This is a genomic window from SAR202 cluster bacterium (genome assembly GCA_016872355.1).
GTDB lineage: Bacteria > Chloroflexota > Dehalococcoidia > Lucifugimonadales > VGZY01 > VGZY01.
Genome location: VGZY01000013.1, coordinates 24,136 through 48,539, shown reverse-complemented (window position 1 = coordinate 48,539; position 24,404 = coordinate 24,136). Strand labels below are relative to the sequence as shown.

Annotated in this window: 20 protein-coding genes, 1 tRNA gene and 1 rRNA gene; 12 read left to right on the top strand and 10 right to left on the bottom strand. The window is 62.5% G+C overall.

Features of this window, described 5'->3' with window-relative positions; all coding sequences use genetic code 11:
- The first annotated feature begins 187 nt into the window (after window positions 1–187).
- The 3 genes from pdxA to FJ319_04800 all read left to right on the top strand — a co-directional run bounded on the left by pdxA (window position 188) and on the right by FJ319_04800 (window position 2,653).
- The gene (gene pdxA, locus FJ319_04810) at window positions 188–1,225 is read left to right on the top strand and encodes a 4-hydroxythreonine-4-phosphate dehydrogenase PdxA (GenBank protein ID MBM3933609.1); all 1,038 of its coding nucleotides are present in this window, start codon (window positions 188–190) and stop codon (window positions 1,223–1,225) included.
- A gap of 364 nt (window positions 1,226–1,589) precedes the next feature.
- Window positions 1,590–2,396, top strand: coding sequence for a pyrroline-5-carboxylate reductase (locus tag FJ319_04805; GenBank protein MBM3933608.1), 807 nt, complete (start codon window positions 1,590–1,592; stop codon window positions 2,394–2,396).
- The gene (locus tag FJ319_04800) at window positions 2,396–2,653 is read left to right on the top strand and encodes a YggT family protein (protein MBM3933607.1); all 258 of its coding nucleotides are present in this window, start codon (window positions 2,396–2,398) and stop codon (window positions 2,651–2,653) included. Before FJ319_04805 ends, FJ319_04800 begins: the two co-directional genes overlap by 1 nt.
- On the opposite strand, the gene FJ319_04795 is transcribed toward FJ319_04800, so the two are convergent.
- The 6 genes from FJ319_04795 to FJ319_04770 form a co-directional block, all read right to left on the bottom strand.
- Window positions 2,650–2,964, bottom strand: coding sequence for a DUF167 domain-containing protein (locus tag FJ319_04795; protein MBM3933606.1), 315 nt, complete (start codon window positions 2,962–2,964; stop codon window positions 2,650–2,652). The genes FJ319_04800 and FJ319_04795 overlap by 4 nt on opposite strands.
- Complete coding sequence (locus FJ319_04790) at window positions 2,954–3,409, bottom strand: PrsW family intramembrane metalloprotease (GenBank protein ID MBM3933605.1); 456 nt, start codon at window positions 3,407–3,409, stop codon at window positions 2,954–2,956. Before FJ319_04790 ends, FJ319_04795 begins: the two co-directional genes overlap by 11 nt.
- A 275-nt stretch (window positions 3,410–3,684) precedes the next feature.
- Window positions 3,685–4,011: a TM2 domain-containing protein gene (locus tag FJ319_04785; protein ID MBM3933604.1), complete on the bottom strand. Its 327-nt coding sequence runs from the start codon at window positions 4,009–4,011 to the stop codon at window positions 3,685–3,687.
- A 133-nt stretch (window positions 4,012–4,144) separates the two neighbouring features.
- Complete coding sequence (locus tag FJ319_04780; GenBank protein ID MBM3933603.1) at window positions 4,145–5,620, bottom strand: glycosyltransferase family 39 protein; 1,476 nt, start codon at window positions 5,618–5,620, stop codon at window positions 4,145–4,147.
- Window positions 5,621–5,710: 90 nt separating this feature from the next.
- Window positions 5,711–7,477, bottom strand: coding sequence for a hypothetical protein (locus FJ319_04775; GenBank protein MBM3933602.1), 1,767 nt, complete (start codon window positions 7,475–7,477; stop codon window positions 5,711–5,713).
- A gap of 23 nt (window positions 7,478–7,500) precedes the next feature.
- Window positions 7,501–8,283: a biotin--[acetyl-CoA-carboxylase] ligase gene (locus FJ319_04770; protein MBM3933601.1), complete on the bottom strand. Its 783-nt coding sequence runs from the start codon at window positions 8,281–8,283 to the stop codon at window positions 7,501–7,503.
- Window positions 8,284–8,394: 111 nt separating this feature from the next.
- Between FJ319_04770 and FJ319_04765 the strand changes: the two genes are divergently transcribed.
- Window positions 8,395–9,486 (top strand): lactonase family protein, encoded by a 1,092-nt coding sequence (locus FJ319_04765; GenBank protein ID MBM3933600.1) that lies wholly within the window; start codon window positions 8,395–8,397, stop codon window positions 9,484–9,486.
- On the opposite strand, the gene FJ319_04760 is transcribed toward FJ319_04765, so the two are convergent.
- On the bottom strand, window positions 9,487–11,454 hold the full coding sequence (locus FJ319_04760) for a S9 family peptidase (GenBank protein ID MBM3933599.1): 1,968 nt from the start codon (window positions 11,452–11,454) through the stop codon (window positions 9,487–9,489).
- 131 nt (window positions 11,455–11,585) lie between these two features.
- Between FJ319_04760 and FJ319_04755 the strand changes: the two genes are divergently transcribed.
- Both FJ319_04755 and FJ319_04750 read left to right on the top strand, forming a co-directional pair.
- Window positions 11,586–12,641: a P1 family peptidase gene (locus tag FJ319_04755; protein ID MBM3933598.1), complete on the top strand. Its 1,056-nt coding sequence runs from the start codon at window positions 11,586–11,588 to the stop codon at window positions 12,639–12,641.
- A gap of 170 nt (window positions 12,642–12,811) precedes the next feature.
- Window positions 12,812–13,084 (top strand): RNA-binding protein, encoded by a 273-nt coding sequence (locus FJ319_04750; protein MBM3933597.1) that lies wholly within the window; start codon window positions 12,812–12,814, stop codon window positions 13,082–13,084.
- 242 nt (window positions 13,085–13,326) lie between these two features.
- On the opposite strand, the gene FJ319_04745 is transcribed toward FJ319_04750, so the two are convergent.
- From FJ319_04745 to ggt, 3 genes are read right to left on the bottom strand one after another with little or no spacing between them, the layout of a single operon-like run.
- A complete protein-coding gene (locus FJ319_04745) occupies window positions 13,327–14,778 on the bottom strand; it encodes an alkaline phosphatase family protein (GenBank protein ID MBM3933596.1) in 1,452 nt (483 codons plus the stop codon).
- Window positions 14,775–15,752: a D-glycerate dehydrogenase gene (locus FJ319_04740; protein ID MBM3933595.1), complete on the bottom strand. Its 978-nt coding sequence runs from the start codon at window positions 15,750–15,752 to the stop codon at window positions 14,775–14,777. The genes FJ319_04745 and FJ319_04740 overlap by 4 nt, the downstream gene beginning before the upstream one ends.
- 32 nt (window positions 15,753–15,784) lie before the next feature.
- On the bottom strand, window positions 15,785–17,431 hold the full coding sequence (gene ggt, locus FJ319_04735; protein ID MBM3933594.1) for a gamma-glutamyltransferase: 1,647 nt from the start codon (window positions 17,429–17,431) through the stop codon (window positions 15,785–15,787).
- Window positions 17,432–17,911: 480 nt separating this feature from the next.
- Between ggt and FJ319_04730 the strand changes: the two genes are divergently transcribed.
- From FJ319_04730 to FJ319_04705, 6 genes are all read left to right on the top strand, one after another.
- Window positions 17,912–19,402 (top strand): 16S ribosomal RNA (locus FJ319_04730).
- 346 nt (window positions 19,403–19,748) lie between these two features.
- Window positions 19,749–19,824 (top strand) — tRNA-Ala (locus tag FJ319_04725).
- A 215-nt stretch (window positions 19,825–20,039) separates the two neighbouring features.
- On the top strand, window positions 20,040–20,924 hold the full coding sequence (locus FJ319_04720; GenBank protein ID MBM3933593.1) for a hypothetical protein: 885 nt from the start codon (window positions 20,040–20,042) through the stop codon (window positions 20,922–20,924).
- A 71-nt stretch (window positions 20,925–20,995) separates the two neighbouring features.
- Window positions 20,996–21,802, top strand: coding sequence for an exo-alpha-sialidase (locus FJ319_04715; GenBank protein MBM3933592.1), 807 nt, complete (start codon window positions 20,996–20,998; stop codon window positions 21,800–21,802).
- Between the two features lie 779 nt (window positions 21,803–22,581).
- The gene (locus tag FJ319_04710; protein MBM3933591.1) at window positions 22,582–23,031 is read left to right on the top strand and encodes a DUF1801 domain-containing protein; all 450 of its coding nucleotides are present in this window, start codon (window positions 22,582–22,584) and stop codon (window positions 23,029–23,031) included.
- Window positions 23,032–23,046: 15 nt separating this feature from the next.
- The gene (locus FJ319_04705; protein MBM3933590.1) at window positions 23,047–24,303 is read left to right on the top strand and encodes an MFS transporter; all 1,257 of its coding nucleotides are present in this window, start codon (window positions 23,047–23,049) and stop codon (window positions 24,301–24,303) included.
- Window positions 24,304–24,404: the final 101 nt, after the last annotated feature.

Here is a 24,404-nt window from a genome sequence, read left to right as displayed (position 1 = left end):
TTGTCAATACTGATATTCAACAAATTTGACCCAAAATTCATGTATAAAAAACGGCCCGTTTGGTTATGAGGGCTGACTTTGGGGCAAGATGGTCCGAGAAGCGTAAGGGACTGCTGCGAGATGGCAGAAGTCTCCAAGCGTCCACGGGCACGCTGACAAGCCCTGTACCCGCCCGCGCGTAGCCCGTATAATTGACGCTACTCTATCCAGGACGCATAGCTTGGCCACCAGACCCGTGCTCGCAATCACCATGGGCGACCCCGCCGGCATAGGCGCAGAGGTTACCGCAAAGGCGCTGGCGGAGCGGTACATTTATGAGAAGTGCCGGCCGGTTGTCGTCGGAAGCGTCGCCACCATGCAGGCGGCCGTGAGGCTAGCCGAGTCGAAGGCCGCCGTCCGCAAGATACAGATCGCGGAGGACGCACGCGGATCGTACGGGACGATCGATGTCATGGAAGTCGACGGGGTGTCCACGGCGGCGATTGCGATTGGAAAGAACTCGCCTGAGGCTGGGAAGGCCTCTGTGGCGTGGGTGCTCCGCGCGGGCGAGATGGCCACCGGGACCAAGATCGCGGCCATCGTCACTGCGCCGATCAACAAAGAGTCCTGCAAGATGGCCGGGTACAAGGACATCGGCCACATGGAGATCTTCCAGCGGCAGACCGGCGCGACAGAGGTCGCCACGATGCTGATGGCGGACACCCTCCGCGTCGTCCACATGACCACCCACAAATCGCTCCGAAAGGCATGCGATTACGTCACCAAGGACAACGTTCTCTCCAAGATCAGGCTCACGCACGACAACTTCAAGCGCTGGGGCTTCCCTTCCCCGCGCATCGGAGTCGCCGCGCTGAACCCGCACGCGAGCGACGGCGGCCTCATCGGCTCCGAGGAGGGCGAGCACATCGCACCCGCCGTTGAGGCTGCCCGCGCCGCCGGCATCAACGCCATTGGCCCGGTCCCGGCCGACACTGTGTTCAACCAGGCGATTAACGGGAAGTACGACGTAGCGCTGGCAATGTACCACGACCAGGGGCACATCGCGATCAAGGTGCACAACTGGGCAAAGAGCGTCAGCGTGAACCTGGGGCTGCCGTTCATCCGCACGTCTGTGGACCACGGCACGGCGTTCGACATCGCCGGCAAGGGCGTGGCGGACCACCAGAGCATGCTGGAGGCGATAGTGGTCGCCGTGGACCTGGCCAGCGAGAGCAAGCTGAGGTAGGGTCGGGGGGAGACGTCGCCGCTTTGGGCGACTAGGGGGTGTCGGGGGGGGGGGAGGCAGAGGGGCGGTTTTCCTCCTCTCCCCGAGGGAGAGGCCTTTGCCGCTCCGGGCAAAGGGTGAGGGCTAAGGCTGTTGGATGGATGGCGATGGCTGCAGGGCCGGACCCCGCCCAGGGCAGGCACGGGGACCTGCCCGTACGATCCGAAAAGAGCGAAGGCAAAAGAGCCGATAGCCCTCACCCCTTCGCAAAGCCTCAGGGCAGGCTCTACGGATAAGGCCCCGTAGGCCTCTCCCTCATGGAGAGGAGGGAGTCAAACAGTCGACGCGCCGTGAGAAGACGAAATTTAGCGAGGACATCTCTACCATGCGCATAGCGTTCGTCGGTGGCGGGATGATGGCGGAGGCGATGATCGGCGGCATACTCAAGGCCGGGATTGCCGGCAAGCAGGACTTGGTCGCCGGGGAGCCGTTCGCCGACCGCCGCGCGTACCTGGCCAGCAGGTACGGCATCGAGGCGCGGGCCGACAACGCAGGCGCTGCGAGTGGCGCGGATCTCGTCGTCCTGTCGATCAAGCCGCAGCAGCTTGCCGACGTGATGGCCGAGCTCAAGCCCAACCTCGAGAAGGAGCAGGTCGTTCTCTCTATTATCGCGGGTGCCAAGATGGAGACTCTCACCTCCGGCCTCGGGCACCAGGCCGTCGTGCGTGTCATGCCCAACACGCCATCGCAGATCGGCGCGGGGATGAGCGTGTGGACAGCGACGCCGCAGGTGCAGCAGTCGAAGCTGGATGTCTGCCGGTCCATCCTGGCCACGCTGGGTGAAGAGGTGTACGTGGCCGATGAGAAGTTCATCGACATGTCCACCGCGCTGAGCGCCAGCGGGCCGGCGTACGTGTACCTGTTCATTGAGGCGATGATCGACGCGGGCGTATACATGGGGATGCAGCGGGACATGGCGCGAAAGCTCGTGCTGCAGACCGTGCTGGGCACGACGCGCATGGTAAAGGAGTCCGGCAAGCACCCGGCGGAGCTGCGGGATATGGTCACGTCACCCGGCGGGACGACGGCGGAGGCGCTGAAAGTTTTCGAACAGAACGCGTTTCGGGGTACAATTCTGGAAGCAATTGTTGCGGCATACCAGAAATCGCGGGCGCTCGGGGGCCAGAAATAATGGAGTTCACGGTAAGGTTCTTCGAGATCCTGATTAACATCCTCACGCTGGCGATATTCGGCCGTGTGATCATGTCGTGGATATCCCCGCGCGGCACCGACCCGCTGAGCGTTATCCTGAACCAGATAACCGAGCCGGTCCTGATGCCCATCCGCAAGGTAGTCCCGCGTTTCGGAATGTTCGACTTGACGCCGATGATCGCGCTGCTGCTCATGCAGATGGTCCTGCTGCCGATCGTGCGCAGCCTGGCGTACTAGCGCCCCGACCGGCGGGCGCTTGCCCTGATCTTCTCGATAGCCGTGGTCGCGTCCATTCCCTTGATGCTTACCAGCTTGTTCCGCGTGGTCTGCCCCCGCACTATTCCCACCGCGCTCTTCGATAGCCCGAGCCGCTCCGCTAGCACCTCCACCACCGCTTCGTTGGCCTTCCCGCCCTCGGGGGCAATCGTTGTGTAGACCTTCACCCTGCCCTGCGCGTCGACAAGCACCTCGTTTCGGCTCGCTTTCGGTTGCACCCGCACTTCAACGAGGGCTGAAGGCTTGGCCTGGCCGCCCCGGTTACTCTGCATCCGCAATCTCCGTGACGGTGACGGTTATGTTGTAGGCTGCGTGAATTGCCATTGCGGTCACGAAGAACGGCCAGCTACGGCCCGGCAGACCCTTGCCATGCGTGAGGTTCCAAAAGACCTGCCTGGTTATTCCCAGCCCGAAGATAAGGCTGCATGTCACGTGCATCGCGACGGGGACTGTGAAACGGAAGGCCAAATACTCCGGCCCTTCGTTTGGAAAGTACACAGTAACATATATCAGGCTCTCAACCAGGGCGAAGCTAAGCCCGCCGAGGGCCGCCAGCGCCGCCGTTTGAAAGCGGTTGCGCACCGCCCACGGACGCAGCCCAAAGAGGAAGTACACGCCCAGGGGCTTGAAGATCTCTTCGCCCACAGGCGCTGCCACGAACGCGGAGAGGACTCCTCCGGTAATCTCGCTGAAGAATGCCCCGAGCATGCCGAGCACGCCGCCCAGCAGGGCTACCAGCGGGACGCCACCATCCAGAGCGGCCGATTCGTGGGAGGCTCAAGGGCGGCTTACAGAGGCCCCGGTGGCGCCTCAGGCCGCGGCCCAGCATCCACCCCTTCCCCCACTACGCCGCGCACCCTCACGCCGCAGCGCATGCAGATCTCCGCCAGCCGTTTGACGATGGACCCGCAGCTATAGCAGTAAAACTCGTCACGGGCCGGGTACGGCGCCTCGGTCATCGCCATGGTCGACCTCCCCGCTCCGCAAAGGCCCTAAGTGTACCTGGCGAGCTCCCGGTCCTTGCCGTCTTTCCACTCGCCTCCGGCGAGGATGACTATGCCTTCCACGAATCCCCACAGCCCGCCGAGCCCAAAGGTTACCAGCGTCACGACGATCTGGCAGATACCGATCCCAATACTGCCCAGGTAGAAGCGATGGACGCCTATCCAGCCCAGCAGTATGCCCAGGATGCCTGCGGCGACGCGCGATTTGGGAGAGACAGTTACCCTTTCGGCGCGCCGAGGGCCTGCTGCACCGCCACTCCACACTTTACGCAGATGACCGCGCGCCGCTTGACGACGTTGCCGCAACTGGTGCAGTACATCTCGTCTGGGCCGGGTCGTGGGACTTCGGAATAGAACATCTGGTGGCGCCCATGTTCCCGTGCGGTGTGGCTTGCGCCCAATCAGGAACGCAGCTTGAACGCAACCTTATTACGGTGCCGGCCGGGTGTCAACCGGACCATCGCCCGGATTCGGAGTAAGTTGCACTTTGCGCCCAGAGGTCAGGCGCGGGGTCGAGCGGCCCGCTGAAGTAGAAGACGATGTTGACGACGGCGATCAGCGCCCCAGCGGCCACGGCGGTCCCGATCAAGGCGTTGCGGGTGAGGCGCCCTTCCGACCACGATGCGAGCCATTGGGCCGCCACGCCGGCCAGCGCGAAAACCGCCGGCATGGTTACTGCCAGGCGCGCGTACGTTCCCGCATCCTGGGTGAGCCCGCCGGATATCACGCCCGCAGCCAGAAGCGCCAGCGCGAAGAAGCACCACCGGTCACGCCATCTCGCCGCGGCAACGAAGATACCCGTCACGAGGAGCAAGCCCGTGAGCGGGTCCAGCACCCGCCTGTTCCTTACGCTGCGCTCTTCCACGTCGCCCCAGACCAGCGCCTTCGCGGTGTTCCCGGTCTTTGCCAGCACGTAGCGTACCTGCTCGGATCGGCCTGCCTTTTCCGTGTACAGAGGAGAGCTCGTCACCAGGACGGAGCGCGTCTCTTCGACGTACATGTCAGCCTTTAGGGCCATGAACGAGAGGTAAGGCAGGGCAACGATCAGTGCCGGGACGGCGAAAGCCGCCAGGCGGCGGTAGCCGACCGCCAGCGGGACCTCTGCGGCCAGAAGCTCCCGCAGCCAAAACACCACAATTGAGGCTGCGAAGATGAAGAACGTATTGGCAATGTAGATGCCCAGGCCAAAGGAGAGACCCGCCAGAATGAGCAAGTTGCGTTGCCTGGCGTCATCGTCCCTGTAGGACAGCGCCCGGGAGAGCAGATAGATGGCGGCGCACTCCACCAGCAGCAGGGCCGCTGTAGGTGTGCTCAGTCGACTGAACGCGACGTGCCATGTGCTAAGGGCCATCAGAAAGGCGCCCGCAACGGCGACGCCCTGGCCCCATGCACGCCGGGCGAACAGGAAGAAGACAGCGACAGATGCGATTCCGGCGACGGCGGACAGCGCGCGGGCAGCGGCAGTGCTGTCCGGGAGAAGCGCGAGCCACGTACCCACCAGGTAGATGAAGCCAGTCGGCTGGCCACCCGCCGAGTCTGACCACAGCCCTGCGTCCCCCATCGCCTTCGCCGCGGCGATGATGCCGGACTCTATCGGCTGCGCGCCCTCAGGCGGGCTGCCCGGGGCCATGAGCCGAAGCGCCGCTGCAAGGAAAGTGGCCCCCGCCAGTGCGAAAAGGAGGTGCGTACGGGAGATCGCCCAGACCCTCTGCTGAACAGGCGCGGGGACGCGTTGAACGGCAGGGAGCGGTATCGCCTCTGGCGTAGGGAGCGCAGGGACATCAGCCGGGAGTGCAGGCGCGGGGGGATGCCCCCCGACGGCGGCAGCCACCAGCCCAGGCTGGAGCGCCCCGCACGCGTTGCAGTGGCGCTGTCGCACCGGGTTTGCTGACCCGCACGTCAGGCACTGCGCCATTGCGGGCAATGCGGAGCCGCACCCGCCACAAAACGTGGCGGATAACCGGTTATCGTAGCTGCAGGAGGGACATGAAATGGGCAGGGCCAGGCTCCGGTGCTATCGAATGTACTGCTGTCGCATCTCATGCCACTGGTTCACGTTGAAACCAAACCGGCCCGCCTCGGCGTCCTGCATCTGCAGCGACTGCCAGATGGCAAACTCAGCATTCTCGACGGCCGGCTGGCGTGCGCCGCGCGAGGCCTCGCTGTTCACCCACCCAAAGTAGCCGGTTACGTTGCACAGAACGATGAGCGCAAGACTGATTGCCACCCCGGCCTGCATGAGGGGCCGGAAGTCCTGGATGGCCTTTGCTTGCATCAGCTTGAAGACCCAGTCTAGGCCGAGCGCGACGAACAGGAAGAAGAAGGGCGCGGATCCCACGCCGCGCGCAAGGTCAGGCGTGCCGGTGGAGAGCACCTGGATCGGTAACACCATGAAGAGGAACATAATCCACCATATTGCCGTCTCGCGGAGCCTCCGGAACGAGACGATCATCCCCACCCAGAAGATAATGGCTGTGCCGAGGTCCAGCGCCCCGCGCCCCGGGGCGATGTACCTCGCGTTCAGTCCCACGCCGTGGACTCCGCTGTCCATCAGGATGAAGCCCTTGACGTTGCGCACCACCTGAGAGGCAACGATGGAGGGAAGGCCGACGTCCCCCATGTAACCATCCTGCTGCCCCATGATGGAGACGGCGCGCTGGCGGTTCGTGAAGTGCTCCCATTCGTCGAATGATTCCTGCATCTGTGGGTAGTACAGCACCGAACACACGGCGAGGAGGAGGGCATAGCCGGCTGCCACCCTGCCCAGACGCTTTCTGTAAAGAAACAGGCCCACCGGAAGGGTGGCGATCAGGCCGAGGATGATAACGCTGCCGCTTATGTACCCATACAGCCCAGCGGCCGCGAAAAAGCCGGAAGCGGCGAACAGCAGCAGGCTCCGACCTCGCAGGGCCATCGTCAGGCACAACAGCGCCAGGAGACCATAGAGCCCAATGTGGATGTTCTCCCACCCGCTCCGGGAGAAGTGCAGGTACCACAGGCTAGTGCTCAGTAGCACTGTGGCGGCAATGGCCGCAGGGCGAGAGACCGTGGGCCTGACGACGTGGTAGAAGACAAGAATCGCCACAACGCTCAGCACGGCGCTCGGCAGTCGCATGGCAAAGATGCTATTGCCGAAGAGATTGAGAAAGCCGGTAACCAGGTACATGCTCATTGCCGGCGAAGGCTTCCAGTCGAGCCCGAAGAAGCCGGGACCCGTGCCGGCCTGGATGTGGTAGACCGTCTGTAGATTATCGGCCTCGTCCGCCGTGACGTTCGAGGGCGTGCCGCCGAGGGAAGCGAGCCTGAGCAGGAGCGACAGGATGACAACCGTCGCGAGCGCGGCGGAGGCCGCGGTGAGCAGCCCTGTCCCCGCCAGCCGCCGCGTAACCGCGTTGGAAAGCCTGGCGACGCCGCCTGCGGGCGGGGCCGGCAGGGCGGCCGCGGGTAAGCCCGATGACTGCGACGGGGCGGCGTGGACAACGTGCTGCCCGTTGGTCACACCGTGCCCCGCAAGCGCGGGCACGGGCGCCGTACCCACAAGCTGCGGCGCGCCGCCGGTCAAGGCCACAGCCGTCTGAGGCGCGGGACCCGTCAGCGCGGCCCCGGCCTGGGCGCCCGCCATGCCGGCGCCGCACGCGTCGCAGAACCGCGCGCCGGGCGGGTTAGCCGCGGCGCACGCCGCGCACACCGCCGTAAACGTGAGGGAGCGGCCGCAATCGCCGCAATAGCGGGAGGCAGGCCGGTTGCCGTATCCACACCAGGAGCACGAGACGCTCATCATATAGTTAGATTATCCACCTTGCGTCACGTCCTGAGCGTGACCTCTCCGGCGTAGACTGTGAACCTGGAGCCATCATGGCGCTCCAGCACCAGGTTCCCGGTATCGTCCACCTCCACCGCCTTGCCCTCCATTACCTGCTCCCCCCACTTCACCCTGATGTCCTGGCCCAGAGTATCCATGCGACTCGACCAGTCGCTCGTTATCGACTTGCCTGAGCGGACGAAGGCGTAATAGCCGTCCATATAGCCCAGGAGGCGGCCGAGCACGTCCGTCCTGTCCCATCGCCTGCCGGTCTCCCGGTAGAGGCTGGTGGCGGTATTTGCTATTTCGGGGATACTCGATATGTCGAAATTGACATTGAACCCGATTCCCACAACGGCATATTTTATGTCAGCGTTGACGATGGAAGTCTCTATGAGGATTCCGCAGACCTTACGACCGCCAATGCGCACGTCGTTCGGCCACTTGATGGAGGCGGGTGTGCCCGTCGCGTCGGTTGAAGTCTGGGCTACTGCGAGAGTGGCGGCCATATTAACGTAATTGAGTTGCCACTGCGTAGGGCGCAGCACTACCGAGAATATCAGGTTTTCCCCCACCGGCGAGTGCCATGTGCGGTCGAACCGCCCCCTGCCCTTCGTCTGCTCCTCGGCTATTACAACCGTCCCCTCCTCGGCGACGCCTTCGGCAAGCCGCCGCGCTTCGTCCATTGTGGAGCCCAGCGTGTGCTCGTACACGATGCGGCGGCCAATGAGGCCGCCGGCAAGGGAACTTTTCAACCGGTCAATATCGAGCTCGGAATGGGACATTTCACCTTCCTATTGGGCGGAAGTGCAACTAATATGTAGGCTACCACGTCCACCGGCAGAAACGAAGATGCTCCGCGCGGCGTGGGGACCAATCTTTCCAAGAGGCAGACGATGACCCAGAAGTCGGGCGAGACCCTTGTATATGTGGGCTCTTACAAGGCTAGCGACGGCATCTACGCGTACAGGTTTGACGTCCAGAGCGGCAGGCTGGAGCAGATCGGCCACAACGTGGAAACCCCGCAACCCCTGTACATAGCCGTCCACCCGCAGCGCGACGCCATCTACGCCGTGCACGGGGCGGTCAGCGGCCGGGAGGTGAAGGTGGAAGGCAGGCCGGACGGCGCCGTAAGCGCCCTCAGCTTCAACCGCACCAGCGGCGCGATGACGCTCCTTAACACTCAGCCTTCCAGGGGCCAGAGCCCGTGCTACGTCAGCGTGGATGTTACCGGCCAGGTGGCCCTCGTCGCGAACTACGACGGCGGGAGCGTCACGGCGCTGCCAATCGTGTTCGACCGGTCGCTCGGGGCGCCGTCAGACTTCCACCAGCATGAGGGTTCGAGCATCGACCCGAAGCGGCAGACGAAGGCCTATGCCCACGCCATCGCCATTGACCCTTCGGGCAAGTGGGCGATTGCCGCAGACCTGGGAATCGACAAGCTGATGGTCTATGAGCTGGCCGAGGACCGGGGCCGCATCCCGGCGGCCCCGACGCCTTGGGCGCGGTCGAAGGCCGGCTCAGGCCCGCGACACATCGCGTTTCATCCCGGCGGCCGCTACATGTACGTCATCCACGAGCTAAACTCGACGATGGTCGCATACGAGTTCGACAACGCCGTTGGCGTGCTGACTGAGCTGCAGTCTGTGCCGACCGTCCCAGCCGCCTTCACCGCGCCGAACTACTGCGCGGATATCCACATCGGCCCGTCCGGCCGCTTCGTCTACGGCTCCAACCGCGGCCACGACAGCATCGTTGCGTACGCCATAGACCAGAAGAGCGGCCGCCTATCGTCGCCCAGCTATATGACCAGCGGCGGCAAGACCCCGCGCGCCTTCGGCATCGACCCCACGGGCCGCTTCCTGCTCTCCGCCAACCTGGCGAGCGACAGCGTCACCGTCTTCCGGATAGACGTGGCCACCGGCAAGCTGGAGCCCTCCGGCCAGGTGGTATCCGTGCCGTCGCCGGGGTGCCTTACCGTGGTGTAGCTACCTACCGACCACCAGTCTCTCGCGGAACCAGACCACCGTCCGCCGGTACATGTCTATCAGGTGGGCGCGCTCGGAGAAGCCGTGGTGCTCGCGGGGGTAGACGACAAGGGACGTCTGTACGTCGTGGTCCTTCAGAGCGCGGTAGAACTCGTACGACTGCTCGACGGGCACGTCTCCGTCCATCTCCCCGTGCAGCAGCAGCGTCGGCGTCCTGGCGCGCTTGATGAACGTGATCGGCGAGAACTTCCTGTACACGCCGTCCGGGTCCCAGGGGTCCGCTCCGCCGTAGTGAATGGAGTCCCAGTCGCTCAAGAAAGACTTTCCGTGCTGGCTCCGCCAGTCGTACACGCCCGCGATGCCCACCGCCGCCTTGAAGCGGTCCGTCTGCGTGATCGCCCACCCTGTCATGAACCCGCCGTAGCTGCCGCCGCCGACTCCCAGCCTGTCCGGGTGTGCGATACCCTTCGCAACGCAGTAGTCGATGCCGGCAACGATGTCTTCCCAGTCCTTCCCGCCCATGTCGCCGATGTTCGCCTCCGCGAACTCCAGACCCCAGCCAGTGCTGCCGCGAGGATTGGGCATGAAGACCGCCATGCCCGCCGCGGCAAGCATCCCGAAGAAGCGCGTGGAGTTTGGGAAGCGGCACGCCGTCATGCCCGTGGGGCCGCCGTGCGGAATGACGACGGTCGGCAATGGGCCCTTCCTGTCACCCGGCGGGAATATGACGATTCCCTGAATCTCCAGCCCATCCGGCGCCTTCCACTTGAGCGCCTGGACTGTCGGCAGGGCGAACTGCGCCGCCTGCGGGTGCAGGTCCGTCAGCTTAGTCCATGCGACCTCGCGCCCCTTGCGCCGCATAAGCCACACGTCCTGCGGGCTCGTGGGGTCTTCCCTCACGACGGCGACATTCCCTTCGCGGTCCATGCTGAACGTCGTGCTCGCCTGGGCGAGAGCCGCGTCGCCGCGCCATAGCGAGCGCCGCTTCCCGGACACCACATCGATGTCCGCCACGCCGAATCCGCCGGTCTCCTGCGCGGTGGTGACGACGCGGTCGTTGCCCAGCCACCGGACGTAGTCGGCGCTGGCAACATGCCCTTTGCTCAGGTCGCGAGCCTCGCCGCCATCAGCCGGGACGACATAGACCGAGCCACCGGTGATCCCGCGGTCGCTCCAGTTAGAGGTAAGGAACGCTATCTGCTCACCGTCCGGCGACCACGCCGGCTTGGAGACCTGCCGCGCGGTCTTGTGGAGCGTCCTGGCTGCGCCGCCGCCGGCCGCCGGGAACGCGACCAGCCGGCAGTGGTACCAGGACTGCTCGAAAGGCTCGCCCGAGACTACCGCGGCGAACTGCGCGCCGTCGGATGACCATCCGAACTCCCAGATCTGGAGTCCGGCGGGCGACACGCACCGGGCCGGCGGCACGGCCACAGGCCCGCGCGAGATGTCCGGAACGTCTATCACGTACAGCCGCGCGAACTTTGGGTCCTGCTCGAACTCGATCTGGTCGAATTTCTCCTTCTTCTTGCGTTTCTCCTCTTCAGTGTCCGCATCAACAAGGAGGAACGCGATGCGTGAGCCGTCCGGCGACCACGCCAGCGGGTCCAGGCTGCGCGGGGACGGGATAGCCCCTTCGATGTCCGTGATCCGCACGGCTTCACCGCCCTCCCGCGCCATCACGAACACCTGGCGCTGCCCGTCCTTCTCACGGTCCGACAGAAAGGCCAGCAACCGGCCGTCCGGCGACCACCGCGGATTGGAGTCCGAGCGCGGGCCCGTCGTAAGCTGGCGCGCCGACCCACCGGAAGTGGGCACGACCCAGATGTTGCTCCGGGACAGCTTCGTATCCAGTACGAAGGAGTCTCCGACTACGAACGCGACCATCTCCCCATCCGGCGAGACATTGGCGTCTCCAACGCCCTTGAATCTCAGAACATCTTCCGCAGTCAGTTGCTTCAGGCCGGCCATTCGGACTTACCTCACAGCTATGAATTCTGGACGGGATCTTAACATAGGGCACCGGCTGATGTTGCCCACGCACGCAGGTTGGCATATCCTTCCCTGCGAGCAAATACCGTTGAATAAGCAGGAGAAATCTAATGACAAACACCAGGCCCCGCGCGCAGGACCTCGGCCTCGAGATCGGCATCATGCCGCGCGGCCCACACAACTCCATAACGGATGTGCCGGAGGTGACTGTCGGCCACGTCACATTGATCGATGGCAACGGCCCACTGGCCATCGGCAAAGGTCCCGTTCGCACGGGCGTCACCGTAATCATGCCGCACGGGGAGAATGTGTTCCAGCGCAAGGTTACCGGGGCGGTGCACGTGATCAACGGCTTCGGCAAGGCGCTCGGGTTCCTCCAGGTGGCGGAGCTCGGCGTGATCGAGAGCCCCATCCCCCTGACCAGCACCCTCAGCATTTGGCGCGCAGCCGACGCGCTTGTGGACTGGGCGACGGGTCAAATGAAGGGCGTCTTCTCCTTCAACGCTCTCGTGGGAGAGTGCAACGACTCTTTTCTCAATGACATCATTGGCCGCCACGTCCGCTCTGAGCACGTGCTCCAGGCAATACGGGAAGCGCGCACGGCCAACTCCGATGAAGGCAACGTCGGCGCGGGCACCGGCATGACCGGCTTCGGCTGGAAGGGCGGCATCGGCACGGCGTCCCGGCTCTGCGAAATGGGGAAGGCGCGCTACACTCTCGGCGTCACGACCCTCACGAACACGGGTGACCCTCGGGAACTGCGGATGGACGGTGTTCGCATCGGCCGGAGGCTGCTGCCGCCGAAGAGCGACTTCGATCCTTCGAAGCCCGGCGGCTCCATCATCATTGTCGTCGGTACGGACGCGCCGGTGGACGCGCGCCAGATGGGCCGCATCGCACGTCGCACCGCGCTCGGCCTCGCCCGCGCAGGCGGCATCGCCGACCACGGCAGCGGCGACTTCGTGATTGCATTCTCGAACGCCAGGGCCACGCACGGCATCGACGACGCCGAGCTCAACCCGCTCTTCAGGGCCGCCGTTGAGGCTACAGAAGAGGCCGTCATCAATTCTGTCCTTCGCGCCGAGACGCTTGTGGGCCGGGATGGCAACACCCGTCACGGCATTCCGATAGACGAAGTGCGAAAGGCGCTCGCGGCCGGGCGTTAAGATCTACCGGGCACCACGGAACGGACTGCGGCGGGAATCATGATTACTTCTTCATTATTTCGCCGCACTTTAGCGCCAACATAGCGGTTTACGGCGTGTTTTCGCAGGATGGCGCACTGGAAATTGTGGTGCTATAATGGCGCAATTTCGAAATGGAGCAGGTTTGCGGCATGAATATCTATATCGGTAACCTGAACTTTGAAGTCAACGACGCGGCGCTGCAGCAACACTTCTCATCGTTCGGCGAAGTGACGTCCGCCAGGGTGATCGTGGACCGGTATACAGGCAGGTCTCGCGGCTTCGGCTTTGTGGAAATGTCCAGCGCCGCCGATGGCCAGAAGGCAATCGATGAGCTCAACAGCAAGGAGTTTCGCGGCCGCGTCCTCACAGTGAACGAAGCCAAGCCCAGAGAGGCCGGTGCGGGCCGCCCCGCGACGCAGTAACACCAGGTCGAATTCAGGCTAAATAGAGAGGGCGGCGCCATCATTTGCGCCGCCCTCTCTCCATTACGCCGGAACTGTCCCCTCAGTAGAGACGCCCCGCTGGGGCGTCTCAGGCGTTGCGAGAGCCCGTCACGTATGGACGCCGCGCAAGAACCGTACGTCGGTGTGTAAGGTGGCGGTGGTTACCGTAGAGACGCCCCAGCGGGGCGTCTCTACGAGAGGACCGGGACAACCAGCCGCGTTCATGCAGGCGCCCCTGCTCTGTTCCCTTCGTCCACGTATACCGTCTTGCCGACCGTAGTTACCTTCACATACTGGGAAAAGGCAAGACCATTCTGTTTCCGGCCCGCCTCAACTACTTCCGTGTTGCATTCGATACTTTCGGGCGAAGGCCCGCCTGCGATCGCCTCCCGGACGACACGCCCGTCCATGGCCTCACCTCCGGCGAGGCCGAGCAGGTGAAGAACCGTCGGCGCAACGTCCACGTTACCTGTAGGCATGGCTATCCGCATTCGAGACTTGAAGCTCGGACCTGCCGCAATGAGCGTATTCCGCATCTCGTGGCCGCTCATTGACCCGTGGTCGCCCTCGCCGATTACGTGGTCGCAGCTATAGGCGTGGCCCGGCACGCCCGCGCTATTGGGCTTTGAGTCCCACGCGAACGACATCATGATGTCCGGCACGCGCTCTCCATGAACGGCGACCCGTGACGCCGCTATGGCCCCTTCGATCCTCAGGGAGTCGTCCGCAATCAACGCGCCGCACCACGGCTGGGCCATGAGCCACGCCGCCAGCCTGTCGGCAACGTCCCTACTTCGGCCAATTACATAGAAGGAGACAGAGCCGTTGTTGGGTGCGATTACCACACCTCCCTTGCTCGGCTCCGGGCCAAAGCCAGCATCCGCGGCAAGCCGCTTCACGTCAACGAAGTCCGTCACCTGGGAGTACCCGTGGTCGGATACAACAATTACGTCAGTGTCCGAGGCCTTGCCTGACTTCTCCAGGTAGGCCATCAGGGTTGCGAAGGCCCGGTCAGCCTCCGCCAGCCCCTTTCGGGCCATAGCGGAGGAGACCCCGGTCTTGTGCTGCGAAACATCCGGCTCGCCCGCCCAGAAGACTGCAACGTCCGGGCTGTACTCGGGCAGGAGATGCTCGGCCATTACCCGGGCGCCGTAGGATAAACGCGCAAGGTCGGGAAATTGCCGCTCCGGCCATTTGCCGTACTTGTGCTCAACACCCACGTTCAGTGCGTCCGGCATACTGAACTCAGGGTGCGAGGTGTACGCGCCGGGCCTGTCCGGGGAGAACCCATGTATGAAGGCGTTGCCGCTGGAACCCATGCCGAGCGAAACGAACGTCTTCCCGGCGCCCGTTACCGCCTGGGCAAGATTAGGACACAGCAAGAATCTGCCCGTCTCTTTGAGAAGCTCCGTCAGCTCGGGCAGAAGGGCCGGGAGAACTCTGGACTCGTTGAATTCGCGGGCGACAAACGAGTTACCTGCAATCCCGTGATTCCCGGGATACCGGCCGGTTGCGATCGAGGCTACGTTCACGCGGGTGAGCGACGGGTAGACCGGGTGGTGATTCTCGAAGAAGACGCCGCGCGCGGCGAATCTCGCAAGGTTGGGCATTAGCTCCGGCGTGACCTGCGACGGTTGTAGGCCGTCGAATCCAATGATCAGGACTGACTTCATCTTGCCTCCGGGTTAACGCAGCTTGGCATCGGCTTTCCTGAGAGGGCGGCGCTGATGTTGGCGGCCGCGAGCATTATCATCGTTTCGAAAGTGGCCCTGCTTGCGGTGCCTATGTGGGGCGTTATGACTATATTCGGCAACTCCAGGAGAGGGCTGTCTTTCGGCAGTGGCTCGGGGTCCACCACGTCGATGCCAGCCCCTGCGATCATCCGCGCCGAGAGCGCGCTGTAGAGAGCAGCGTGGTCGACAACGGCCCCCCTGGCGGTGTTCACAAGCACGGCCGTGCTGCGCATTCTCTCGAACTGCGGGAGGCCAATGAGCCCGCGTGTCTCGGCGGTCAACGGCACGTGAAGCGACACGAAGTCCGAGCACTCGAGCAGGCTGTCCAGCGTGGGCGTCCATTCCAAGCCCAGCTCCCGCTCGGCTTCCGGCCGTCGCGTGCGCGACCAGTAAAGGACCTGCATGCTGAAGCCTCGCGCGCGCCGTGCGACGCCCTTCGCTATCCCGCCCATGCCGACGATGCCAATGGTCTTGTGGTGGACATCGACCCCAAGGTAAGGAGTGATGTCGAAAGAGGTCCAGAGCCCCGCGCGCACCATCCTGTCCGCGAACGATACCTTGCACGAGACGTTTAGCATCAGGGCGAAGGCCATATCCGCGCACGTCTCTTCGAGAAGTCCTGGGGTATTCGAGACGCGAATGCCGTTGCGGCTGGCAGCGGCGATGTCAACGTTGTCCGTTCCGATTGCCTTGTTGGCGATGACCTTCAGCCCCTTCGCCTTGCCGATGAGAGCGGCGTCTATCCTGTCGCCGGCCTCGGTCAGAAGCGCGCTGTGGGACTGCACCGCCGTTTCCATGACATGCCGGGGCGGTGGTGAGTTCAGCGGCCAGATCTCTACCGTGAACTCCTTTTCCAGCACGGTTGCGGCCGGCTCGTTTTGCGCACGGGTAATGAAGACAGACGGTTTCGACAAGCTGCCTCCTCAAGCAAACACCGACGGATACCCTACAACCCTATCGCCACCCCATCGCGTCGAGGGTCTGCGCCGCCATGGAACGTTCCGGAGGCCGCGTCCACCTGGATGGCGTGCGCCCCTCCGACGCTGCGGGACCATGCCTCAACGATCCCAACCTTGTGGCCCTTCATCTCCAGCGACTGCCTCAGGTTCAGCGGGAAGCGCTCTTCCATTTCAACGTAACGGTCGCGATAGTACCGGAAACGGGGGGCCTCCACGGCCTGCTGCACGTTCATACCATGGTCAAGGACGTTCATCAGGAGCTGGGACGTGGTCTGAGGGATTCCCCACCCGCCGGGAGTGCCCATGCTAAGAAAGAACTTGCCGTCCTTGAAGGTCTGTGTTGGCGAGATCACAAAGTCTACGCGCTTCCATGGCCCAATGCGGTTAGAGCTGCCCTCTTCCAGGTCGAAATAGCTGCACATGTTATTAAGGAAGAGGCCGGTGTCCCCAACGACAACCCCCGAGCCAAAGTATCCGCCCAGCGTCTGGGTGACCGAGACGACGTTGCCGTCGCGGTCCGCAACCGCGAAGTGGGTGGTCATGCCACCGTCGAACTCTTCCGGGCTCCCCGGCGTCAGCGCGCCCATGGGCCGGTTGAGCGCGAACCGCTCGCCCATCACAGAGGCGGCGGCGGAACGGTCGATGCGCCGCCTCTGCCTGGCTGCGTACCCGTCGGATAGCACGGCCTTGACGGGGATCTTTGTGTAGTCAGGGTCGCCGCCCCACTTGATGCGGTCCGTGACGCAGAGCTTCACGGCTTCCATGAGAATGTGAACGGACTCTATGCCGTGGTGCGTGATGTCGGCACCGGAAAAGCCCTCTATTACCTTGAGGGTCTGGAGGATCTGGAAGCCCGTTGAGTTGGGGGGCGTTACGTGGACCCGGTAGCCGCGGTAGTCGATGGCGATGGGCTCCTGCCACTCCACGCGGTAATCTGCGAGGTCCTGGGCTGTGATCAGCCCGTTCATTTCCTTGCTGAACCTAGCCAGCTTCTCCGCTATCTCTCCTTTATAGAAGATGTCCGGACCGTGCCTGGCGATCTTCTCAAGGGTATCGGCGGCCTGGGGCATCCGGAACTTCACCCCCGCAGCAGGCGGCTTTCCCCCGGCCTCAAGCATGAACGCGGCGGAGGTCGGAAAGCGGCGGAGGCGCGCGGCGCTCTGATGAATAACAAGACTGTTGATGTGCGTGATTGGGAAGCCGTTGCGGGCGTAGCCCACGGCGGGACGGAACAGGCGCTCACGATCGAGCGAGCCGTAGGTCCTGTGGAGCTCCATCCAGCCCGCCACGTTGCCAGGAATGAGGGGGGCGAGAATTCCCGTTTCCTTTGTGTCGTCCGTGAAGCGGGCCGTATCTGCCGCCCTGGGCGCCCTGCCGGAGAAGTTGAGCGCCCTCACGCGGCCTTCGCGGGCCATGTAGACCAGCGCCATGCCGATGCCGCCGGCACCGGACATATACGGCTCTACAATACCGAGGGTAGTCGCGACCGCAATTGCGGCGTCGACGGCGTTGCCGCCATCCTGAAGTACCTGCGCGCCCGCGAGGGATGACAGTGGGTGGGCAGAGGTCACCATGCCGTTAACGCCCATTACAACAGGGCGTGTGGTCATCGGGTGGGCGAAGGTGTTTGACAAGCTGGTCTCCTGTATGGCCGGAGCTGTGCGGCCCGGCTCGGCAACGTGATTACGCTAGAGACTGGCTCGTCTCTTGTCAAGGCATTGGGACGTTGCCAAATGTTCCCATACAAGTATTGAATTCTGCGGACGCGCGCGCTAGAATCATCCGGCTGTCTTCGGACAGGCCGTTTTGACCGATGGCTGCCGGTGACCGGAATGAGGCCGGGCTGGCTATAGACATGGCCCAAAACCGGTGCTAGAATTAGAAAGTTGCTCTGATGAATTTCAGGCGCAACAGCTAGCGAATCGGTGGGGCGGACGCTCAAGATGTGGTGTGCAGACACCGGTCAAGGGTAGGTCAAAGTGAGTTAAGATGCACTGTTGACAGGGTCCCGCAGATTTGATAGAATGTTAAAACTGCGCCGAGATAAGCGGCCATCGCGAGTCTAAGGCGCAATCACCTTAACAACTGAATAGTGGAAGGAAACCGTTAATAAACTAGAGTTTGATCCTGGCTCAGGACGAACGCTGGCGGTGCGCTTAACGCATGCAAGTCGAACGGTCCGCAAGGATAGTGGCGAACGGCTGAGTAACACGTAAGTGACCTGCCCCATAGAGATGGATAAGCCCGAGAAATCGGGTCTAATACATCATACGTTCATCAGGCTACGGTCTGGTGAAGAAAGGCCCGCAAGGGTCGCTTTGGGAGGGGCTTGCGGCCTATCAGGTAGTTGGCGAGGTAATGGCTCACCAAGCCGAAGACGGGTATCCGGTGTGAGAGCACGATCGGACAGAGGGGGACTGAGACACGGCCCCCACTCCTACGGGAGGCAGCAGCGAGGAATCTTGCGCAATGGGCGAAAGCCTGACGCAGCGACACCGCGTGAAGGAAGAAGGTCTTAGGATTGTAAACTTCTTTTCTTGGGGAAGAGACAGGACGGTACCCAAGGAATAAGCCTCGGCTAACTACGTGCCAGCAGCCGCGGTAATACGTAGGAGGCGAGCGTTGTCCGGATTTACTGGGCGTAAAGGGCGAGTAGGCGGCCTGCCAAGTCTCATGTGAAATCTTCTGGCTCAACTGGAAGGGGTCATGGGATACTGGTAGGCTCGAGGGTAACAGAGGAAAGCGGAATTCCCGGAGTAGCGGTGAAATGCGTAGATACCGGGGGGAACACCAGAGGCGAAAGCGGCTTTCTGGGTTACATCTGACGCTGAGGCGCGAAAGCATGGGGAGCAAACCGGATTAGATACCCGGGTAGTCCATGCCCTAAACTATGGATACTAGGTATGGGGGGTATCGACCCCCTCCGTGCCGCAGTACACACGATAAGTATCCCGCCTGGGGAGTACGGCCGCAAGGCTAAAACTCAAAGGAATTGACGGGGGCCCGCACAAGCAGCGGAGCGTGTGGTTTAATTCGATGATAAACGAAGAACCTTACCAGGGCTTGAAATGTACGTGAAAGCCGGCGAAAGTCGGTCCTCCTTCGGGACACGTTCACAGATGTTGCATGGCTGTCGTCAGCTCGTGTCGTGAGATGTTGGGTTAAGTCCCGCAACGAGCGCAACCCTTATTGCTAGTTACTTTGTCTAGCGAGACTGCCCTTAAGAAAAGGGAGGAAGGTGGGGATGACGTCAAGTCAGCACGGCTCTTACGTCCTGGGCTACACACACGCTACAATGGCCAGTACAGAGGGTTGCCAAGGAGCAATCCGGAGCTAATCCCAAAAAGCTGGCCCCAGTTGGAATTGTAGGCTGCAACCCGCCTGCATGAACGTGGAGCTGCTAGTAACCGCAGGTCAGCATACTGCGGTGAATACGTTCCCGGGCCTTGTACACACCGCCCGTCACGTCATGGAAGTCGGCAACACTTGAAGTCGCTGGGCCAACCCGCAAGGGGGGCAGGCGCCGAGGGTGGGGTCGGTGACTGGGACGAAGTCGTAACAAGGTAGCTGTACCGGAAGGTGCGGCTGGATCACCTCCTTTCTAGGGAGTAGGGTCTCTGGTCTCACCAGAGCCCAGGTCGGTCGGTGGGGCAGCGCCAAACCTTAAGCGCGAGTAGTAGCATGATCTATCCGAGCAATCGGAAGAGGAGCTCCTCGGTCAGCCAATGGAGCGCTCCAAGAAAGCCCACCGAATTTTCGACGCTCCAAGTAACATTGAGAGCAAACACATTGGTTTCCTTCCACTATTCAGAGGTTAAGGCCCAGGGCCCCGGTCTCCGGGGCCCTTTCCATTCCTCCAACCGCCATTTACAATAGAACTGCCTCGGTCCTCTCCCCTGCACCATCCCGGGTGCCACGGGGGAGCGACCATCCAACCGTCCGGTCCATCGTGGGGCTGTAGCTCAACTGGGAGAGCATCGCCTTTGCAAGGCGGGGGTCAGGGGTTCGAATCCCCTCAGCTCCACCACCGATTTCTTCAACAACATCGCCACTCCGCAATTTTGACCAGGCGCCCACGCCCACTGGCAACGCACGTGTCATTCACTCAACCCTGTTGGATTTCTTCACGCTTTATGCATGTCCCTGCCGTCTCTTTTCACACCGCGTAATCGGTCGTGCCATAGACTGCGATTATGGGTCGCTGCGCAGCAGCGCCTGCAACTTCTCTGGGGTATACGCGCTATGAAGGCCACCCTCGCGTTTCCCGCCATTGTAATAGGGCTTATCTTAATCGCCACATCCTCGGCGGTCCTTTATCAGACTGACGAGCCTCACAGGAGCCTCGTCACGGCCCGGGGCCAGCTTTCGACGATCCAGGGCAGCGGGCTGTACCGCTTCGACGACGTGCAGGTAGCGCGTGCTGGGCTTGTTTGGGATATCGTCAATCTGACGATCGGGGTCCCGGCAATCGTGGCGTCCCTCTTCCTCACTTCACGCGGCTCTCTGCGCGGCAGGCTGATCGTCGCGGGCCTGATGGCGTACTTCTTCTATGTCTATCTCATGTATGCGGTAATGCTGGCTTTCAACCCAATGTTCCCTGTGTACGTTGCCATTCTTGGCTGTAGTGCAATCGGCCTATTCTTGAATCTCGGCGCCGTGGACTTCCGCGACTTGTCAGGAAGAATCTCCCCGAAATTCCCGCGGCGACTTTACTTTGGTTACACGGTACTGATTGCCGCTATACTCGTTGCATTCTGGTCTCGCCTGATCGTCAGCGTGACTACCAGCGGGCTTTTCGATGACGCGATGGATGGCATTTCCACACTGGAGATGCAGGCACTGGACCTCGGGATGGTTGTGCCGCTGGCACTAACGTCCGGTTACCTGGTGATGAAGAGGTCCCCCTGGGGCTATATCCTCGCCGCCGTCACCGTTACTTTCGCTGCTGTTATGTTGATAACGCTAACAACCTGGATCGCCTCGCCGTTCGTAAAGGACGATGGAATTGACCCCCTGACCGGCGCTCCTTTCCTGGTGGTTGCGGCCGCCAGCTTCGCAATGGCTTTGGTGTTCTACCGCGCCGTGGGCGCGCCGGCGCCGGCCACCCCTGCCGAGAGCCTGGAATAGCCCAATCCGATATTGCGCCGCGTTCGTATTTGAATTCAGACGAGCCGCACACTGCGCACTCCGAGTGACCGATGGGCAACCCCGGTTTAAGACGGTCCATCCTGGCGCTATCTCACCCCGCCACCATCCTTGCCGTGGTGGTGATGCTCGCAAACGACCACGTCTTCAAGCGGCTGTGGGACTCGTGGTGGACCGGGAAGCTGAGCGACGTCGCCTGGGTGGTCTTCACGCCTTTCATCTTCGCCGCGGCGCTCTCGCTCATCGCGCCCCGGCGATTCCGGGGCTCGGAGCGAACGATAGCCGCCATCGCGTTGGGCACCGTCGGGGTGTGGTACGCCCTCTACAACCTTTCGGCTCCGGCGCACGTCGCCACGCTGCGTCTGCTGTCGGTCCTCTCCGGCTGGGAAGTCTTCATGGCCCGCGATGCGACGGACGTGATCGCCATTCCCATCGGGCTCGCCGTTTCCGTCTGGGTGTGGCTGCGGCCGATCCAGCCGCGCCCATGGCTCGAGACGCGCGGCTGGATCGTGGCTAGCCTCTGCGCCCTTGCCACCGTGGCGACGAGCTATGGAGACTATACTTTGGGAGTCTACTGCTTTGTTGAAAAAGATGGCGTCATAAATGCCCTCGTCGGTCCAGAACTCGATGAGGTTTACTCAACTGACGACGGAGGGCTGACCTGGACGTGGGTCGCGCCATGGGCAGATGCAGCCTGCGACTACGACAGCCGACACGCCGGTGTCGTCAGCATTCCCGACAGCCGAATTCAGTACAGGTTTGCTCGGGGCGCGGGAATCGACCGTTCTACGGATGGCGGGGCGACCTGGACAAAGCTGGTCGACACTGCTGCGTTAACGATGGAGGCGCGGGCGTACTAAATTGAGACCACGTTGCCGAGTGTGGGTGAGGACTTCGACGGTCGCATTGTGAGGGCAGTGCCTACGGATGGCATATGGGACGACCGAAGCGGAAACGTGCTGTTCGCCATAGGCCAGGACGGAGTGGTGGTTATGGAGCCATCGGGGGCAACCGCCTGGTCGACAGTCGGTCCATACTATCCGGTTAAGTATGGCACCAGGCAAGTGTTCAGCCTCACATGGGTTATTATCTTTCACGCCGCCACCTTGCCAATGGTCCTTTTTCTCGTCTTCGCCGGGTACGTCACTCGGTCCGGAGTATGGGGTGCAGCCGTAATAGTATTCACGAGTATCCCGTGGGCGGCTTCTCTAATAGGCGTCATTCCTACCGCCGGCCAGCACGGCGCGAGTAAGGGTCTGCTGTACCTTCCAGCCATACTGATTGCCGTCGCTGCGGGCTTTGTCGCATTCCTCATTGCTGCAGCGTCCTTTCCGGAAGACCGAAGGACCTTCGGGAGCAGGCACGTTGCCACGGCTGTGATCTTATCCGTGCTCGGGGTAGCTCCCTTTCTAGTCCCATTCTTCCTCTGGGGCAATGGCGCCATCCCATCCTTCAGTATCGCTAAAATCTGGGCCGTTGGAATGGTAGTCGCTTACGCTACAGCCATCTTCGTGCACCGGCGAAGGAGTGAACGACTGAACGTTCAAGTCAGATGACCGATTAATGCCTGGTGGCCGCTACACAGTCTCATCCTGTAGACTTGTTTCGCCAACCCGTGCCCGACCAAGGAGCCAACCGCATGCCGAAAAAATACGGAGACGTCACCGTAGAAGACTACATAGCATCACTCCCGCCGGAGCGGAAGGAAGCAATCGTGAGGGTCCGCAAAGTGGTCCGGGACAACCTGCCGCCGGGGTACGAGGAAGGCATGGCGTACGGCATGATTTGCTGGTACGTCCCGTTCAGCGTGCTGCCGAAGACCTATAACGGCCAACCGCTGGGATACATTGCCCTGGCCTCCCAGAAGAACTACATGTCCCTCTACGTCCCCGTGTACATGGACAAACATGAAGAGGAGTGGTTTGTATCCAGGTACGAGGCCTCAGGCAAGAAGCTGGACATGGGAAAGTCTTGCGTACGCTTCAAAAGGCTGGATGACCTTCCGCTCGAAGTGGTTGCGGAGCTTGTCGCGCGGACTCCGGTAAAGGAGCACATTGCCCGCTACAAGAAGGGCCGCGGCGAAGCGTAGCGGCCAGCCGCACTTATGACCTCATCCGAGACCTCTCCAACAAAGGCGGCAACCGCAAGTGATGCGGCCCTCAAGCGCGGCTCTCGCCTGCTTCTGGGCGAATCGGGCGTCGGCGCCGTCGCCCTCGGAGTCCACAGCAACTTCGTGAGTCCCATGGCGATCCGCATGGGGGCGACGAACCTGCAGATGGGCCTCCTCGTCGCCGCTGCGGAGCTATTCTCCGCCATATCCCAGCTCATGGCCGCCAGACTCCAGGGCTGGCTGGGCGGGCGCAAGCGAATGGTCGTGCTCGCCACGCTGCTGGGCGCGCTCCCGTGGGCGCTGCTCTGCCTGGTCCCGCTGCTGCCAACCGCCTACCAGGTCTGGGTCCTCATCCCGTGCGGCGCCCTTGCATACGCCCTCCTCGTCCTCATTGAGCCCATCTGGGGAAGCTGGATGGCGGACCTGGTGCCGTCTCACCGGCGAGGGCGGTACCTCGGCGTGCGCGGCTCCACGGTGACTCTGGCGTCTACCGTCGTGGCGATCACCGGCGCGGCCGTGCTGGACCGGCTGGATGGCGCGGTGCTCTGGGGCTTCGCCGGCCTGTTCGTACTTGCGCTGCTGGCGCGGCTGACCTCCGCGGCCTTCTTCACGCGCGTCCCTGACCCGAGGCCGGAGGCCCGGCTCTCCCCGCCGGTCGCGCCGTGGAAACAGTATGCCGCCCTGAGGGGGACCGCAACGGGCCGCTTCATACGCTTTGCGGCGACGTTCCACTTTTTCATGGGCATCGCCTCGCCATTCTTCGCCGTCTACCTGCTTCGCATACTGGAGGTAAGCTACCTGACCTTCGTCATGCTCGGCCTCGCCTCCAGCCTATCCACGGCCGTGGCGATGCCGTTCTGGGGACGCCTGGTAGACTCGCGTGGCAGCCTTTTTGTGGTGCTGCTAACAATCCCGCCTGTCTGCGTGTGGCCCACCGCCTTCATCCTCGCTCCGAACGTGTGGTGGCTGGTCCCAGTGCACATGGTGGCCGGCGCGACGTACTCAGGTTGGGTGCTGGCGGGATACAACTTTATAGTGCAGAAGTCAGGCGAGGGCGACCGGCCCTCGATGATAGGGCTCTTCAAGGCTATGGTCTCAACCGGCGGCTTCTTCGGACTGGCGCTCGGCGGCATTATCGCGCCTTTCATGCCCAGAATTCTGGAGCACCAGATCATGTCCCTGTTCCTGATCTCAACAACGCTGCGTCTTATCGCGTTCGCCGTCATGTACCCGCGGATTGCCAGCCGCTAGATAGAGCCGGCACCGTTATTGACAAGCGCATTGTTCAGTACGAGCCCGGCGCTGAAATGAGCGCGCCCAGGATCAATTATTATCCGGGGAATACCCCAATT